This is a genomic window from Bradyrhizobium sp. 1, assembly GCF_023073315.1.
GTDB lineage: Bacteria > Pseudomonadota > Alphaproteobacteria > Rhizobiales > Xanthobacteraceae > Bradyrhizobium.
In genome coordinates this window covers 213,867-228,929 of record NZ_JADPJH010000011.1, presented here as the reverse complement: position 1 = coordinate 228,929, position 15,063 = coordinate 213,867, and the positions used below count along the sequence as shown (strand labels likewise).

Below are 15,063 nucleotides of genomic sequence, written 5' to 3'. Positions count from 1 at the left end.
GGGATCACGGGCGCCACATCCGGTGACGCGCGCGCGGGGGCAAGCGCATCCGTCACATGTGATGGTCGTTGGGATCCTTGCGGACATCGCCGACATAAAGAATGACCGTCGCCTTGCCGAGATTCTTCCACCAGTGCGAGGTGCCGAACACTTCGGGACGGATGTCGCCGGCCTTGTGCACGATCGGATCGACGCAGTTGGAGGCATATTCGACGATCTCGCCCTGCTGCACGAAGATCAGGGCGGGGCGGTCGTCATGGCTGTGCCAGGGAACGATGCCGCCGGGCTCGATCGTCAGCTTCCGGAAGCGCAGCTCGCGGTCCTCGATATGCGCCGGCTGCTTGCCGAGGTCGATCGCGCCCAGCGTGGTGTCGGTGACGCCGACCGGCTTATAGTCGACCATCTGCTGCGCGTTCGGCTTGATTTTGTCGGCCGGGCATTCGCCGGCGAAAACCGGCTGCGCCGAGAGCGTCAGTGCGCCGGCGACGGCAAGGCCCGGCCCGATCAGGCGCGACAATATGTGAGGCGTGAGCATCGGAAATCTCCTCTGTTGGCCGTAACCTCGCTGGTTGCCGGCTATGGCAGGAGCTTCGTCGAGACCGCGGCTCTTCTGAAATGCCGTTTCGCTTTCGGTGCGATAGCGCCATGCTATGGCGGTGCGATAGGCGACGGCTATCGAACCGAAAGCGAGACGGCATTTCCGCGGCCTCGGAATCGGGCGTTGGATCGTTATCGCCCCTTGCGTGGGGGACGGAACGCAAAAATAATGCAAACTCTTGCCGGAGCCGGAGATGACAGCACTTTCGCCAGCCGATGCCGAACGTCTCAGGCTCGCCTTCCAGCGCTGCCGCGATATGGACGGCACATTGAACGACCAGCTCAGGGCCTATGCCGAGGCTGGACGTGAGATCTTTCCTGCCTATGGCGAGGCGGTCGACCGCCTGGTGGAGCGGCTCGGCCACAACGGCGGCGGCGACAACGCGCCGGTGCCGGGCGAGGCGATGCCGGCCTTCGTGCTGCCCGACGAGACAGGTCGGCTGGTCGCGCTGTCCTCGCTGCTGGAGCGGGGCCCCGTCGCGGTGATGTTCTTCCGCGGGCACTGGTGTCCCTATTGCCGGCTCAATATGCGGGCGGTGACCCAGGCCGAAGCACGTTTCAGGGCGATGGGCGCTCAGGTCGTCGCGATCATGCCCGAGACCCAACAATTTACCGAACACCTCAAGGCCGAGGCGCAGGCGCCGTTTCCGATCCTGACCGATCTCGACAATGGCTACGCATTGTCACTCAATCTCGCGATCTGGCTCGGCACCGAGATCCAGCAATTGCTGTCTTATCAGGACATGGCGAAGTTTCATGGCAATGACGGCTGGATGCTGCCGATCCCGGCCGTGTTCGTGGTCGGACGCGACGGACTGGTGAAGGCGCGTTTCGTCGACCCGGATTTCCGCAAGCGCATGGAGATCGACGATTTGCTCGCGGCGCTGGAGGCGGCGAGCCGGGAGCGCTGAGCTTTACGCGGCGCGCTCTCGAATTATCCAGCGATCTCCCGCCAATCCGCGCCGCGCAGCATCCGCATCACGGCATTGGCGACCGCTGTGCGCTGCCGGCCGGCCACGCCGTAGAGGCTGACGGTGCGGCGGGCATCCAGCCCTGTGACCGCAGCGCGCGTCAATCTTGCCGGCACGGGGGAAGTGTGTGGCACCATGGCGATCCCGATGTCGGCTTCGACGAGCTCGATCAGATCGTGCTCGCTGGAGACTTCATGGCCACGTGCGACGTCGATGCCGTGCTCGCGCAGGCTCGCGGTGATGCGGCCAAAATGTTCGCAGAACGTCCGGCTCAGTAGTTGCTCTGCGCGCAGATCATCCAATTCGATCGAGCTGCGACCGGCCAGCCGATGTCCGTCGCTGACGACGAGATCGAAGCCTTCCGTGAACAGCGGCCACACGTCGAGGCGCTCCCAGGCCTCGTCGATCTCCGCGGCGATGCCGAGCTCGGCCTCGCCCTTTTTCAGGAACTCGGCGACCTCGCGCCTCGAGCCGCGCAGGAAGCGGAATTCGAGCCGGTTGAACTGCCGCCTGATCTCGTTGAGATGCGGGATGAGCAGCGCGAGATCGATCGAATGCGTCAGTGCGATGCGGAGCGCGCCGATATCGCCGCTCTTGAACGAGGAAGCGAGTGTGCGGGCGCCGGCGGCTGCCTCATAACACTGCTTCAGCAGCGGATGCATGCGCTGGCCTAGCTCGGTCAGTTGTGCGGCCGGTCGTTCGCGCCGGAACAAATCGCCGCCGAGCTCGGCCTCGAGCTGCTTGATCGCGCGCGTCAGCGAGGGTTGCGTGACGTTGCACTCCTCAGCCGCGCGCGTGAAATTCAACAGCTGCGCGACCGCGAGGAAATAGCGGACCTGGTGCATTTCCATGGATCGGCTCCCGGCGAGATCGGCCGGAAATCTAACCGATCGGCGCCGGGAATGATATGCTGGCCGCAATAGCGCGTGCGTATGGTTTCGGAAGCCAGCCGGCATTTCCAAAAGGCGCGACAATCGCCGAGAACGGCAGGACGTAACAACAGCCCTACGGCTGACGAATGATAACCATCTGCTGGACAGGAGCGGGACATGAACGGCATGCAGGACAACGGAAAGAGCATCGACCTGCCGGGTCAGGTCGTGCTCGTGCTCCAGGGCGGCGGCGCGCTCGGCTCGTACCAGGCCGGCGTCTACCAGGCGCTCCACGAGGCCGGCATCGAGCCGGACTGGATCATCGGCACCTCGATCGGTGCTATCAATGCCAGCCTGATCGCCGGCAACGCCAGGGAGCACCGGCTCGCGCGCCTGAAGGAATTCTGGAAGCGGATGGAGCAGAAGTCGGTCTGGGCTCTGGGCGGCGCCCTTCCCGACTTCAACGAGAGGCTCGCCTATTGGTCGACCGTGACCAATGGCATTCCCGGCTTCTTCAAGCCCAATCCGCTGGCGCATGCAGGCGAGTCCTTCCCGCTCGGGTCCGATCACGCCGGCTATTACTCGACCACGCCGCTTGAGACGACGCTGCGCGAGCTCGTCGATTTTGATCTGGCCAATCGCTGCGCGCCGCGCCTGACGGTCGGCGCGGCTCATGTCGGCACCAGCGAAATGCGCTATTTCGACAGCCGCGACGGTGAGCTGACGGTGAAGCATGTCATGGCCTCGGGCGCGTTGCCGCCGGCGTTCCCCGCGGTGCGCATCGACGGCGAGCTCTATTGGGACGGTGGCATCCTCTCGAACACGCCGACGGAAGCGGTGTTCGACGACAATCCGCGCAAGGATTCGCTGATCTTCTCGGTGCATCTGTGGAATCCCATCGGCGCCGAGCCGACGACGATGGCGGAGGTCCTGAACCGCCAGAAGGACGTGCAATATTCCAGCCGCATCGCCAGCCAGATCGTGCGCCAGCAGCAGGCCCATCGCCTCCGCCATGTCATCAACCAGCTCGCCGCGCGTCTGCCCGAGAGCGAGCGCAACGATCCGGCGGTGCGTGAGCTGACCAGTTACGGCTGTCCGACTCGCATGCACGTCGTGCGGCTGCTGGCGCCGCAGCTCGACCGCGAGACCCATACCAAGGATATCGACTTCAGTCCGACGGGGATCACGCGGCGCTGGCATGCCGGCTATGCTCACACGAGGTCGGTGCTCGCGCGAAAACCGTGGATCGGCGAATTCGATCCGCTCGCCGGCGTGGTGCTACACGAGCATATCGACGAGATGCCGATGGCGGCGGAGTAGGGCCGCATCCGCCGTTCATCGAATTGCCACAGGCCTTGCGGATCGTAGGTGGTCCGCAGTCGAAAGGTCCTGCAAGTGGTGTCCGCGAACGATCTGGAATTGGCGCTCGACAAGGTCCGCGCCGACGCGGCGGGACCGGTCCCCGGCGTGTTCGGTCCTGACACGATCACCTGGCGGATCGACCGGGAGGCCGTGATCTTCCTCGGCGCCGGCCGCGCGCTGCTGCTGCAACTTGCGCATCCCTGGGTCGCAGCTGCCATCGCCGAGCATTCAAAAACCTTTGCCGATCCGATCGGCCGCTTCCATCGCACCTTCGACATTGTCTTTGCCATGGTGTTCGGCTCGTTCGACCGTGCCTTGCTGTCGTCGCGGCAACTGCACCGGCGCCACGGCATGATCGTCGGCGAGATGCCGGAGACGGTCGGTCCGTTCGCAGCCGGCTCGCGCTACTGCGCCAACGACATCCCGTCGCTGCGGTGGGTTCATGCGACGCTGGTCGAGACTGCGCTGATGGCGCACGATCTGGTCCTGCCGCCGCTCTCGGCGGACGACCGCGAGCGCTACTGGAGCGAGAGCCGGACGTTTGGCGCGTTGTTCGGGTTGACGGGGGACGATCTGCCGGCGGACTGGGCCGGCTTCGCGGCCTACACCGCAGCGATGGCGCGGTCGGAGACGCTGACCGTCAGCCCGGCCGCGCGCGAGATCGCTGCGCAGATTTTTGGTGGCGCGCGTCCATGGCTGCGGCCGCCGCGATGGTATCGTGCGCTCACGGCGCGCTTGCTGCCGGAGCCGTTGCGCGCGGGATTTGGGTTTGAGCTGGATGAGCGCGACACCAGATCCGCCGACAACGCGCTGACATGGATCAGGCGCGTCTATCCAAAATTGCCGGATCGGTTGCGTTATGTCGGCCCCTACCAGGAAGCGCAGGCGCGGCTACGGGGCGAGCCGCAGCCCGACTGGATGACCCGCTGTCTCAACCGCGCCTGGATCGGCCGGCCGCAGATGGACGTGCGCGGAATCGGGTGAGCTCCGCGCTCGTGTCCCGGACAAGTCGCAACGCGTGAGCGTTGCGGCGTAGAGCCGGGACCCATAGGCCACGAACTCCGGCGCGACATGGGCCCCGGCTCAGCGGCGCACCGCAAGAGCGCTGCGCTGCGTCCGGGGCACGAGAGGAGTGTGAGGGAGCGTCCCGGCCTCACACAGACGCCAGCTTCCTATACAGCGCGCTGTAGCTGCCGGCCGAGATGCTCCAGGAGAACGACCGTCCCATGGCGCTGCGGCGCATGGTGTCGAGCTGGTCCTGCGCCATGAAGGCCTCGAAGGCGCGGCGGACGCCGCCGAGGAAGGATTCGTGCGAGGGCTTTGAGAACAGGAATCCGGTCTCGCCGTCGGTGATGGTCTCGGCGAGGCCGCCGGTCTGGTGACCGATCGGCAGCGAGCCAAAACGCTGGGCATACATCTGGCTGAGGCCGCACGGCTCGAAGCGCGACGGCATCAATGTAAAGTCGCTGCCGGCGAAGATGCGCCTGGCCTGGGCGTCGTTGAAGCCGATGGTGACGCCGATGGCGTCGGGACGGCGGCGATGGGCGTCGACCAAGGCCTGTTCGAGCGCGGGCTCGCCGGAGCCGGTGACCACGATCTGGCCGCCGGCATCGATGATCTCGTCGGCCGCGGCCAGCACGAGGTCGATGCCCTTCTGGTGCACGAGCCGCGCGACGATGCCGAATATCGGCCCGCGCGACACCGCAAGCCCGAACTGCTTGCGGACATAATCCGCATTGGCCTTCTTGCCGACCCAGTCGCCGGCGCCGAATTGCTGGGCGAGCTGGGCGCAGGAGCGCGGGTCCCAGCTCTCGTCGATGCCGTTGAGGATGCCGGTCAGCTCGGAGGCGTCGGAGCGCAGGCGGAGCAGGCCTTCCAGACCGCAGCCGAATTCGTCCGTGGTGATCTCTCGCGCATAGGTGCCGCTGACGGTGGTGAGGTGCGAGGCGTAAACCAACCCGGCCTTGAGGAAGGAGAGCTGGTCGTAGAACTCGACGCCGTCGATGTGGAAGGAGCTCTCGGGGACGCCAATCCGCCGCAGCGAGTCTTTTGGGAAGAGGCCCTGATAGGCGAGGTTGTGGATGGTCAGAATCGAGGGGAGCTTGCTGCCACGCCAGGCGAGATAGGCCGGCACCAGGGAGGCCTGCCAGTCATTGGCGTGAACCAGGTCTGCTGCCCAATTCTTGTCCAGCTTGCCCATGGCAAGCTCAGCAGCTGCCGAAGCAAAGCGTGCGAAACGGATGTCGTTGTCGGGCCAGTCACGCCCGGACTCGTCGCCATAGGGATTGCCGGGCCGGTCGTAGAGTTGTGAGCACAACAGCACATAGACCGGCAGGCCGTCCTTGGTCGCGGCCCGGCCGAGCGAGCAGGCCGGCATCTCCGCAAACGCGGGACAGCGGCCAACGATCTGAATATGCGTGAGTTGCTCGATGATATCGCGGTAGCCGGGCAGCATCACCCGGATATCGGCGAAGGGGCGAAGGGCCCTCGGGAGCGCGGCGGAAACGGCTGCAAGTCCGCCGACGCGGACGAAGTCGTCCATCTCAGTCGTAACGAACAAGACCCTCAAGAACTGCTGCCCTCATCCGATCCCGCTTGCTGCTATGCAAGAACGGGTCCAGTTACCTCGGAAGTCCCAAGCCTGCCCACGCGACGCGTCCGTTCGGTAAAGACTTTCCTACTCAGCCGCCGCCCTCTAGGGTCGAGGCACCAACAATAAAGAACGTTGATCGTTCCTAACGGACCCCAAGGACTCGACAAGGACGCCAGCAAGTATGCAGCTAGCAGATAAGCATGAGGGGACGACGCCAAAGGCCTTCGCGGGCCTGAGGGTCCTGGATTTTTCGACCACCATCGCCGGCCCCCATTGCGCACGGATGCTCGCCGACATGGGCGCCGAGGTCATCAAGATCGAGACCGACGGCGGCGAGACGATGCGGACCCGGCCGCCGCTGCGCAAGGGCTGCAGCACCGTGTTCGGCCAGCTCAATGTCGGCAAGAAGAGCGTGGTGCTCGACCTCAAATCCGAGGACGGCAGGGAAGCGGTGCGACGGCTGGTCGCGACCGCGGACATTCTGGTCGAGAATTTTCGTCCCGGCGTGATGCGCCGCCTGCGGCTGGACTACGACAGCCTGCGCCCGGTCAACCCGAAGCTGATCTACTGCTCGATCTCCGGCTACGGCCAGAGCGGCCCCTCGGCCGAGCTGCCGGCCTATGCGCCGGTGATCCATGCGGCCTCCGGCTACGACATGGCGCATCTCGCCTATCAGCCAGGCCGCAACCGCCCGGACTATTGCGGCATCTATCACGCCGACGTCGTCACCGGCACCTACGGCTTTGGCGCGATCGCGTCGGCGCTGTACCAGCGCACGGTGACTGGCCTTGGCCAGCACATCGACGTCTCCATGCTGGAGTCGATGCTGACGCTGACGGTGATCGAGTTGCAGAACTCGCAATTCGCGGTGAAGCCGCCGCCGCGCCCGATGTTCGGCCCGACCGAGACTGCGAACGGCTATGTCATGATCACGGTCGCAAGCGAAAAGACGTTTCAATGTCTGATGGGTGTGATCGGCCGCCCCGAATGGATTTCCGATCCGCGCTTCTCCAGCTATGCGCCTCGCCGCGAGAATTGGGCCGACATGATGGACGGCGTCGAGGCCTGGTCGAAACAGCTCTCGACCGATGCATGCATTGTCGATCTGAGCGCGGCCGGCGTGCCGGCCTCGGCCTATCGCACCGTATCCGAGGCGCTGGCCGATCCGCAGCTCGCACATCGGCAGGCGCTCTCGTCGGTGGAGGACGGAGGCGGCGCGTTCCAGGTGCTCAATCTGCCGTTCCGGATGTCGGGCGCCGACACCACGCCGGCCAGGACGATGGCCGTGCTCGGCGAGCATACCGATGCGCTGCGCGACGAGATCGGCTTGCCATCGTCCGCCGGCGTCAACTAGACAGGTTTGTCTCGCCTCGCCGCCCGTGGCATGGTGGCGCGACAACAAGAAATATGCCGGGAGAACGCCGATGAAGAGTTTCAAGGTTGCCGATTTCAAGGCGCCGCTGCAGGAGTTCGACGAGGCCACGCCGCAGCCATCGGGCACGCAGGTGCTGATCAAGGTGAAGGCCGCCGGCGTCTGCCACAGCGACCTCCACATCTGGGAGGGCGGCTACGATCTCGGCCACGGCCGCAAGCCGCTGTCGCTGAAAGATCGTGGCATCAATCTGCCGCTGACGATGGGCCACGAGACTGTCGGCGAGATTGCGGCCTTCGGGCCGGACGTGAAGCCGACCGACCAGGGCGATCTCAAGCTCGGCGATATCGGCCTGGTCTATCCCTGGATCGGCTGCGGCAAATGTGCTGTTTGTCTTGCCGGCGACGAGAACATGTGTGCGACGCCGCGCTCGCTCGGGGTCTATTGCGACGGCGGCTATTCCGACCACATGCTGGTGCCGCATCCGCGCTATCTGCTCAATCTGAAAGGGCTCGACCCCGCGACGACCGCGCCCTACGCCTGCTCGGGTGTCACGACCTACAGCGCGCTGAAGAAGGTCGAGCAGCATTTTGACACGCCGATCGTGATGTTCGGCGCCGGCGGCCTCGGCCTGATGGCGCTGTCGTTGCTGAAAGCAATGGGCGGCAAGGGTGCGATCATGCTCGACATCGACGCCAGGAAGCGCGAAGCGGCCGAGAAGGCCGGTGCGCTCGCCACCGTCGATCCCAAGGCGCCGGATGCGCTGGAGCAACTGGCCAAGAAGGCAGGCGGGCCGATCCGCGCCGTGATCGACCTCGTCGGCAATGCCGCGACCACGCAGCTCGGCTTCGACTGCCTCGCCAAGGGCGGCAAGCTCGTCATCGTCGGCCTGTTCGGCGGCGGCGCGACCTGGGCCTTGCCGCTGATCCCGATCAAGGCGGTGACGATCCAGGGCAGCTATGTCGGCAACCTGCGCGAGACGCAGGAGCTGCTCGATCTCGTGCGCACCAAGAGCATCGCGCCGATCCCGGTGACGACGGCACCACTCGCCAAGGCCAATGACGCGCTGGTGCAATTGCAGCAGGGCGCGGTGGTTGGGCGCACGGTGCTGACGCCGTAACCAACGCTCTCTCCTCCGTCATTGCGAGCGAAGCGAAGCAATCCAGAAATCCCTCCGCGGACACAATCTGGATTGCTTCGTCGCACTCCTCGCCACACTCTCCTTCGCGCAGGAACACTCCATGTCCGCCAACAACGCCTTCCACATTGCCGTGCTCGCCGGTGACGGCATCGGTCCCGAAGTCATGGCGCCGGCCATCGAGGTCCTGCGCAAGATCGAGCAGAAATCCGGCCTCAGCTTTCGCTTCACCGAGGCGCCCGCCGGCGCCACCAATTATCTTGCGACCGGCAAATCGATGCCGGATTCGACCATCAAGCTCTGCGAGGAAGCCGACGCGATCCTGCTCGGCGCATGCGGCCTGCCGTCGGTGCGCTATCCCGATAACACCGAGATCGCTCCGCAGATCGAGCTTCGCTTCATCTTCGATCTCTATGCCGGCGTGCGCCCGGCGCGGCTGATTCCGGGCGTGCCGAGCCCGATCGTCGGCGCCGACAAGCGCGGCATCGATCTCGTCGTGATCCGCGAGTCCACCGAGGGACTGTTCGCCTCGATGGGCAAAGGCGTCGTCACCCATGAAGACGCGCGCGAGACGCTGGTGATCACGCGCAGGACCTCCGAGCGCCTGTTCGAGTTCTCGTTTCGGCTGGCCGAACGGCGCAAGGCGCGCGGCAAGCCGGGGATGCTGACCTGCGTCGACAAAGCGAATGTGTTCAAGGCCTTTGCCTTCTTCCGCGGCATCTTCGACGAGATCGAGAAGAAGCATCCCGCCGTGAAGACCGACCGGCTCTATGTCGATGCCTGCTCGGCGATGCTGGTGAAGCGGCCCTGGGATTTCGACGTGATGGTGATGGAGAACATGTTCGGCGACATCGTCTCCGACATCACCGCGAGCCTGATCGGCGGCCTCGGCATGGCGCCGTCGGCCGACATCGGCGACAAATACGCGGTGTTCCAGCCGTGCCACGGCACCGCGCCCGATATCATGGGGCAGGGCAAGGCCAATCCCACCGGCATGATCCTGTCGGCGGCGATGATGCTGGACTGGCTCGCCGACAAGCACGGCGTCGAAGGTGCGGCCGAAGCCGGTGAGCAGATCGAGCGCGCGGTGGACCAGGTCTATGCCGGCGGAATCAAGCCGATGGAATTTGGTGGCAGCAATGGCACGGCGGAAATTACGAAAGCTGTGCTCGGGGCGCTGTAGTCAAAGAAGAGGGGCCTCACGGCCCCTCGCAGTTCACCAGCGACGCCAGTGGCGATGACCGCCCCAGCCCCACGGACGCGCGCCGTAGAAGCGTCGCGGTCCGCCGTAATAGCCGTAGGCGCCATAGTAGTTGGGACGCCAGAAGCAGCGGCCCCAGGGGTTACACACCCAGCGAACCTGATCGACCTCAGCGGCTGGACCGCTTGCGATCTGATCGGCCTGTGGAATGCCGTTCGGCATCGCCGCGAGCGCCGGTCCGGAAGCGAGCATCACACCACCCAACGCAGCCAGACCTACAACAGCAAACTTTGGTTTCATCGTCATCTCCCTCAAATTGATGACGAAAGAACCGGTGGCAGATCAGTTGGTTGCTAAGTTGTTGCCGGCGCGCGAGAAATTAATCTTCCTGAATGCATGTTCAGTTTCGGCTTGTTCACCGCCACTGGAATTGCGGCTTGCGCTTCTCCATGAAGACCTGCCCTCGCGAAATCCGCACTGTCCATGCAGGCTGTGCCGATCGCCTTGAAGGCAACCAGCCACGGCACACGCGCGCCCAGACTTGGGTTTTGACCGCGTCATTCAGAATCTGGGAGGTGCTTCATCGCAAGCTGCCGAGGGTTTTTGCCGATGTCCGCACCTTCCGAAGTTCGATTGAATCGGCATCTTCATGCGCGCCTCGTTCCGGTCGAGCAAGTCTGTAAGGAACCGTCATACTCGCGCGAGGAGTTGCCACGAGGGAGTTAACGCCTATGCCCCAGCATCAGCCGTTCGAAGATGGCGCCTCTGCAAGCTCAAAGTCCTTAGAAGACTCGGCGGATAATCTTTCTCCTCTATCCATGGAAAGACGAATGCTCCTCATGGGCACGGCGGCTCTTGCTGCAGGCGGGCTCTCCACTCAGGCGTCTGCTGCGCCTCAGGCTCCTGACCTCTCGGCGGCCTTGGCGAAATTCCGCGCTACGATCCCAAGTCACTTCGACCGCGACTACGTCGACAACGCTGTGGTCCCGTTCTTTCTCGGCAGCATCTTCGCCGGCGAGCGACCGCTCCTCCCCATGATCGACCTTCCTCTCACCAAGCAGGACGCGATTCCTTGGGACTTTTGGGGAATGCTCTACGAAGATTGGAAGCCGACCCCTTCGGACGGCGTGACAGTTTTCCTCGAGGGGCTCGAGAATCGCGGCCCCAACAACCTGCGCAAGCGTATCTATTTCACCGGCGTCACTCCCGACCTTTATGTTCCGAAGTATCAGGCCAAGGTAGTCGCGTTTTTCGACACGCTTCTTGGCCCCAGGTATGCCGACAAGCCTTTCATGCGCCACTACCTCGACCATTTTTGGGATATCTATTGGGATCTGCACCTCGGCGTGCAGGGCGACGCGGTCCCGCCTCAAGTCCGCGCGATCGGAGAGGCCTTCAACACGGTGCTCGCCTTTCGCAATCCATTGCAGGAGATCGTGTACGAAAACTATATGACCGTGAGGGCGCTTCGGCCGTTCCTTGCGAAATGGATTGATGCGAGGCTGGACGACATAGCGAACGAAAGGGTTTCCAATCCCGACAAGACCATCGCCTATTACTGGCTCAGGAATGCGGGCGACGGAAAGCATTTTGCCAAGAAGGACGTTGTCTTTGAATGCTTCCACAATTTCGTGGCGCTGAGCCAATGGGGAAACTCCATCTTCGGCATCATGACGCGCCTGAACCAGAACGGAGGGGATCAAGCGGTGCGAGCGGCCTTCCAAAAGACGATGAGCGGGGACTTCGACAATGCGAGCGGAGCGCCGTATACGCCCCTCGAGCTTCTGGTGATGGAGTTCTTCCGCACCATCTCGCCGAACGGCGGCAGCATTTCTGCGATCACGGACACGCGCGCCTCGTCCTTCTACGGCGGCTCTCCATTCGCCCAGTTCGGTGTGCCCTACGAGCGGCACTCATACATGAATACGCCCCACACCGAGACGAGCTTCGACCCGCGTCTGTGGAAAGAGCCTGAGCGGTTCGACCCTCAGCGGTACCTGGGCGTGCCGACCAGCGCCCAGATCGATGAGGCAAAATGCAAGCAGATCGGTCTGCCGCGTTGCCCCTTTGACACTACGACGCTTCCGGTCAGTGACGGGCGGAAAACCGGCATCACCAACAGCGGTTTCGGCACAGTGTTTGCCGTGTCGGAAGGAAAGCCGGCACCAGTTTGCGACTACGCCGGATTCGCCCCGTTCGGCTTCGGCTATCGACGTTGTCCCGGCGAGCAGCTGACAATCGACGTGTTCGCAGATTTTCTCCGCAAGGTATGGCGCGACAAGATCGTCTTCCACAATCTCAATCAGTCAAGACCTGGAAAGGTTCCGGTTGGGCCCGGCGCGGTGATTGACGATGACATCGGGTTCTCCAGATCTGCCTAGTGCGTCTCTTCGAAACACGCGCCCGCAATGCGTCGGCGCGATTGTTGGCGCGACCGAACGCCGGGGCTACCTACCTCCCTTGAAACTTCGGCTTGCGCTTTTCCATGAAGGCCTGCCGGCCTTCGCGGAAATCCGCGCTGTCCATACACGCGGTGCCAACCGCTTTGATCGCGTCCATGTCGCGACCGCTCTCGTCCTTCAGCACCTGCGCGATGGTGAGCTTGGCGGCCTTGATCGCGAGCGGGGCATTCTCGGAGATGGTCTGTGCGATTCCCATGGTCTCGCCCCAGAGCTGGTCGACCGGGAATACGCGCTCGACCAATCCGATGCGCAGCGCCTCCGTGGCATCGATCCGCATGCCCGTGTACATCAGGAGCCGCGCCCAGGACGGACCGACCAGCGACACCAGATGCTTCAATCCGTCATAGCCATAGGCGATGCCGAGTTTTGCCGCAGGGATGCCAAACTGGCTGCCATGCGCGGCAAGGCGGATGTCGGCGAGCATCGCGACCTGCATGCCTCCGCCGAGGCAAAAGCCCTCGATGCAGGCGATCGTCGGCTTGGGATAGTCCGCGAGCAGCGCCCGCTGCGCGGCGCTCCGCTTGCCGTATTCCTCCGATGCCGCTGCGTTGTGGCGCGTCTTCTCGAACTGGCTGATGTCGGCGCCCGACACGAACGCCTTGCCGCCGGCGCCGCGCAGGATCACGACGCGCACGGCATCGTCGTCGCGCAAGTCCGTCAGCGCCTCGCCAAATCCTTCCCACATCTCCAGCGACATCGCATTGCGCTTGTCGGGATTGTTGAAGGTGATGACGCCGACGCCGCCAGCGGTGTGCTGGAGGATCTTGCCGTCGGCGTGGGATTTTTCGTTGGAGAGATCAGGCATCGTGCGCTCGCTTGTGATAGGCCGGGCGCAATGTGCGGCCGAGGCGAGGCCGCGGTCAACCGCGGCAAGGCGAGGGGATTTGCATCCGCCTGTGCCGCGATTGCATGGCGCGAGGCGCCTACTGCGCCAATCCTACTGCGCCATGTGCGCGGTCAGCGGATGGCCGGCGGCCTTGCCGAAGAACGCGGCCTCTTCGGCTGTCGCCTCGAGCAGTTGCTCGTCCTGATTATAGACGTCGTTGCGGAACTGGACGGTCTGGTCCCTGGTCATCCATGCCGTGAGGTAGATCCAGGCCACCGGCACCTTCTTCGTCATGGCGACGTCGAGATGCTGACCAGTGGCGATCTCCGTGTCGATCGCGGCGCGACTCCATTTCGGCTGGTCCTTGAGCAGCCACGCCGCGAGATCGCGCACATTGTCGACCCGCGAGCAACCGTGGGAATCGAAGCGGTAGTCGTCGCTGAACAGATTGCGCTGGTTGGTGTCGTGCATGTAGACCGAATAGGGGTTAGGCATGTCGATCTTCACTGCGCCGAGCGCGTTGAAGGTGCCGTTCTGCTGCCGCACGGTGAAGTTCGGCGTGTGCGCGCCCGACCAGTCGACCGAATGCGGATCGATCGGATTGTCGTGGCCGTCGAGCACTTCCATGTGCATGCGCGACAGATAAGTCGGATCTTTCCGCATATGCGCGGAGATCTCGGTCTTGGCGATCGAGGACGGCACCGTCCAGGTCGGATTGAGCACGACGCTGCTGATCTGCGCCGTCAATGTCGGCGATGGTTTCTCGGTCTTGCCGACGATGACGCGATAGCGCCGCACCACGACGTCGTTCTCGACCGCCTCGGCGAAAGCGGCGGGGATGTTGACCACGACATAGCGCTGGCCGAAGCCGAAATTCATGTTCTCGAGCCGCTCCAGCGAAGCCTCGAGCTGGCGGATGCGCTTCTGCACGGAGACGTTCATCGCCGCGAGCGTGCGCGGCGTCATCGTGCCGGTCGGCGCCAACCCGTGGCGGGCCTGAAAGCGCTTCACCGCGTCCGCGAGATCCTGGTCGAAGGCGCCGCTGGCCTTGTCGACGGCGAGATCGCCGGAGACGATCAGCCGCTTGCGCAGCAGTTCGTCGTTGGCGCCCTGGACGCCGAGCGCGAACTTCGCATCCGCCGGGATGGTCGGCCAGCCGCCGCGCACCGCAAGGTCGGAATAGCTGAGCGCGGCATCCTTGATCCGCTGGGCAGTCCTCTCGTCATAGGTCGGCTCGTGCGTCATCGCGAGCGCCGAGGCCGAGCGGCTCTCAGCCGTCGATGTAGCCGTCGCGGCAGCTTTCGGCGCAGCCGCATGAGCCGGATTGGCTGTGGCTGGCACCGTGCCGGCCGCAGTTGCCGGCTTCGGGCCGGCCTGTCCCGTGGTCTCGGTTTGCGCAAGCGCGGAGGCGCTGGCGAACAGGCCCACCGCGAACAGATTTGCGGCAATGATCACGGCATGGCGCTTCGACATCTGTCTGGTCTTCCCATGAGGACGGGGCCCGGACGGGCCGCGCTTATTGGCAATTCCCGGTCGCCGCGCCACGTGCGCCGATGGGTAAGATCGGCGGGACGTTAGGGCATCAATGTTGAGGTCCCATTAAGCACGGCAGTCGAAAGCCCCGCGCGTGACGTCGCGAGGCTCTCGATTAGGTCGCAGCAAAGGCGGG

Annotated in this window: 13 protein-coding genes; 7 read left to right on the top strand and 6 right to left on the bottom strand. The window is 64.2% G+C overall.

The features are described 5' to 3' along the window. Positions 1–52 precede the first annotated feature (52 nt). The gene (locus tag IVB29_RS06435; RefSeq protein ID WP_247502558.1) at positions 53–535 is read right to left on the bottom strand and encodes a cupin; all 483 of its coding nucleotides are present in this window, start codon (positions 533–535) and stop codon (positions 53–55) included. Positions 536–791: 256 nt separating this feature from the next. Between IVB29_RS06435 and IVB29_RS06430 the strand changes: the two genes are divergently transcribed. After that, complete coding sequence (locus IVB29_RS06430; protein ID WP_247502557.1) at positions 792–1,508, top strand: peroxiredoxin-like family protein; 717 nt, start codon at positions 792–794, stop codon at positions 1,506–1,508. A 23-nt stretch (positions 1,509–1,531) separates the two neighbouring features. On the opposite strand, the gene IVB29_RS06425 is transcribed toward IVB29_RS06430, so the two are convergent. Continuing rightward, positions 1,532–2,419, bottom strand: a complete 888-nt coding sequence (locus IVB29_RS06425; protein WP_247502556.1) for a LysR family transcriptional regulator — start codon at positions 2,417–2,419, stop codon at positions 1,532–1,534. Positions 2,420–2,617: 198 nt separating this feature from the next. Between IVB29_RS06425 and IVB29_RS06420 the strand changes: the two genes are divergently transcribed. Together IVB29_RS06420 and IVB29_RS06415 are read left to right on the top strand one after the other, a co-directional pair. After that, positions 2,618–3,760 (top strand): patatin-like phospholipase family protein, encoded by a 1,143-nt coding sequence (locus IVB29_RS06420; RefSeq protein WP_247502555.1) that lies wholly within the window; start codon positions 2,618–2,620, stop codon positions 3,758–3,760. Positions 3,761–3,835: 75 nt separating this feature from the next. Next, complete coding sequence (locus IVB29_RS06415) at positions 3,836–4,786, top strand: oxygenase MpaB family protein (RefSeq protein ID WP_247502959.1); 951 nt, start codon at positions 3,836–3,838, stop codon at positions 4,784–4,786. A 169-nt stretch (positions 4,787–4,955) separates the two neighbouring features. Here the strand turns inward: IVB29_RS06415 and glgA are convergent, their stop codons facing one another. Next, the gene (gene glgA / locus IVB29_RS06410) at positions 4,956–6,371 is read right to left on the bottom strand and encodes a glycogen synthase GlgA (protein WP_247502554.1); all 1,416 of its coding nucleotides are present in this window, start codon (positions 6,369–6,371) and stop codon (positions 4,956–4,958) included. A gap of 205 nt (positions 6,372–6,576) precedes the next feature. Here glgA and IVB29_RS06405 point away from each other — a divergent pair, with 205 nt between their 5' ends. The 3 genes from IVB29_RS06405 to IVB29_RS06395 all read left to right on the top strand — a co-directional run bounded on the left by IVB29_RS06405 (position 6,577) and on the right by IVB29_RS06395 (position 10,088). Continuing rightward, on the top strand, positions 6,577–7,749 hold the full coding sequence (locus IVB29_RS06405) for a CoA transferase (protein ID WP_247502553.1): 1,173 nt from the start codon (positions 6,577–6,579) through the stop codon (positions 7,747–7,749). A gap of 70 nt (positions 7,750–7,819) precedes the next feature. After that, entirely contained in the window at positions 7,820–8,887 is a 1,068-nt protein-coding gene (locus IVB29_RS06400) for an alcohol dehydrogenase (protein ID WP_247502552.1), read from the top strand. 121 nt (positions 8,888–9,008) lie between these two features. Next, positions 9,009–10,088 carry an isocitrate/isopropylmalate dehydrogenase family protein gene (locus IVB29_RS06395; protein ID WP_247502551.1) on the top strand — a complete coding sequence of 360 codons (1,080 nt, stop codon included), beginning with the start codon at positions 9,009–9,011 and terminating at the stop codon, positions 10,086–10,088. 33 nt (positions 10,089–10,121) lie between these two features. Here the strand turns inward: IVB29_RS06395 and IVB29_RS06390 are convergent, their stop codons facing one another. Continuing rightward, on the bottom strand, positions 10,122–10,406 hold the full coding sequence (locus IVB29_RS06390) for a hypothetical protein (RefSeq protein WP_247502550.1): 285 nt from the start codon (positions 10,404–10,406) through the stop codon (positions 10,122–10,124). A 431-nt stretch (positions 10,407–10,837) separates the two neighbouring features. On the opposite strand from IVB29_RS06390, the gene IVB29_RS06385 reads away from it, so the two are divergent. Next, positions 10,838–12,487, top strand: coding sequence for a cytochrome P450 (locus IVB29_RS06385; protein WP_247502549.1), 1,650 nt, complete (start codon positions 10,838–10,840; stop codon positions 12,485–12,487). Between the two features lie 70 nt (positions 12,488–12,557). Here IVB29_RS06385 and IVB29_RS06380 read toward each other — a convergent pair whose 3' ends face one another. Together IVB29_RS06380 and IVB29_RS06375 are read right to left on the bottom strand one after the other, a co-directional pair. After that, the gene (locus tag IVB29_RS06380) at positions 12,558–13,373 is read right to left on the bottom strand and encodes an enoyl-CoA hydratase (RefSeq protein ID WP_247502548.1); all 816 of its coding nucleotides are present in this window, start codon (positions 13,371–13,373) and stop codon (positions 12,558–12,560) included. 132 nt (positions 13,374–13,505) lie between these two features. Further along, a complete protein-coding gene (locus tag IVB29_RS06375; RefSeq protein WP_247502547.1) occupies positions 13,506–14,867 on the bottom strand; it encodes a L,D-transpeptidase family protein in 1,362 nt (453 codons plus the stop codon). Between the last annotated feature and the right edge of the window lie 196 nt (positions 14,868–15,063).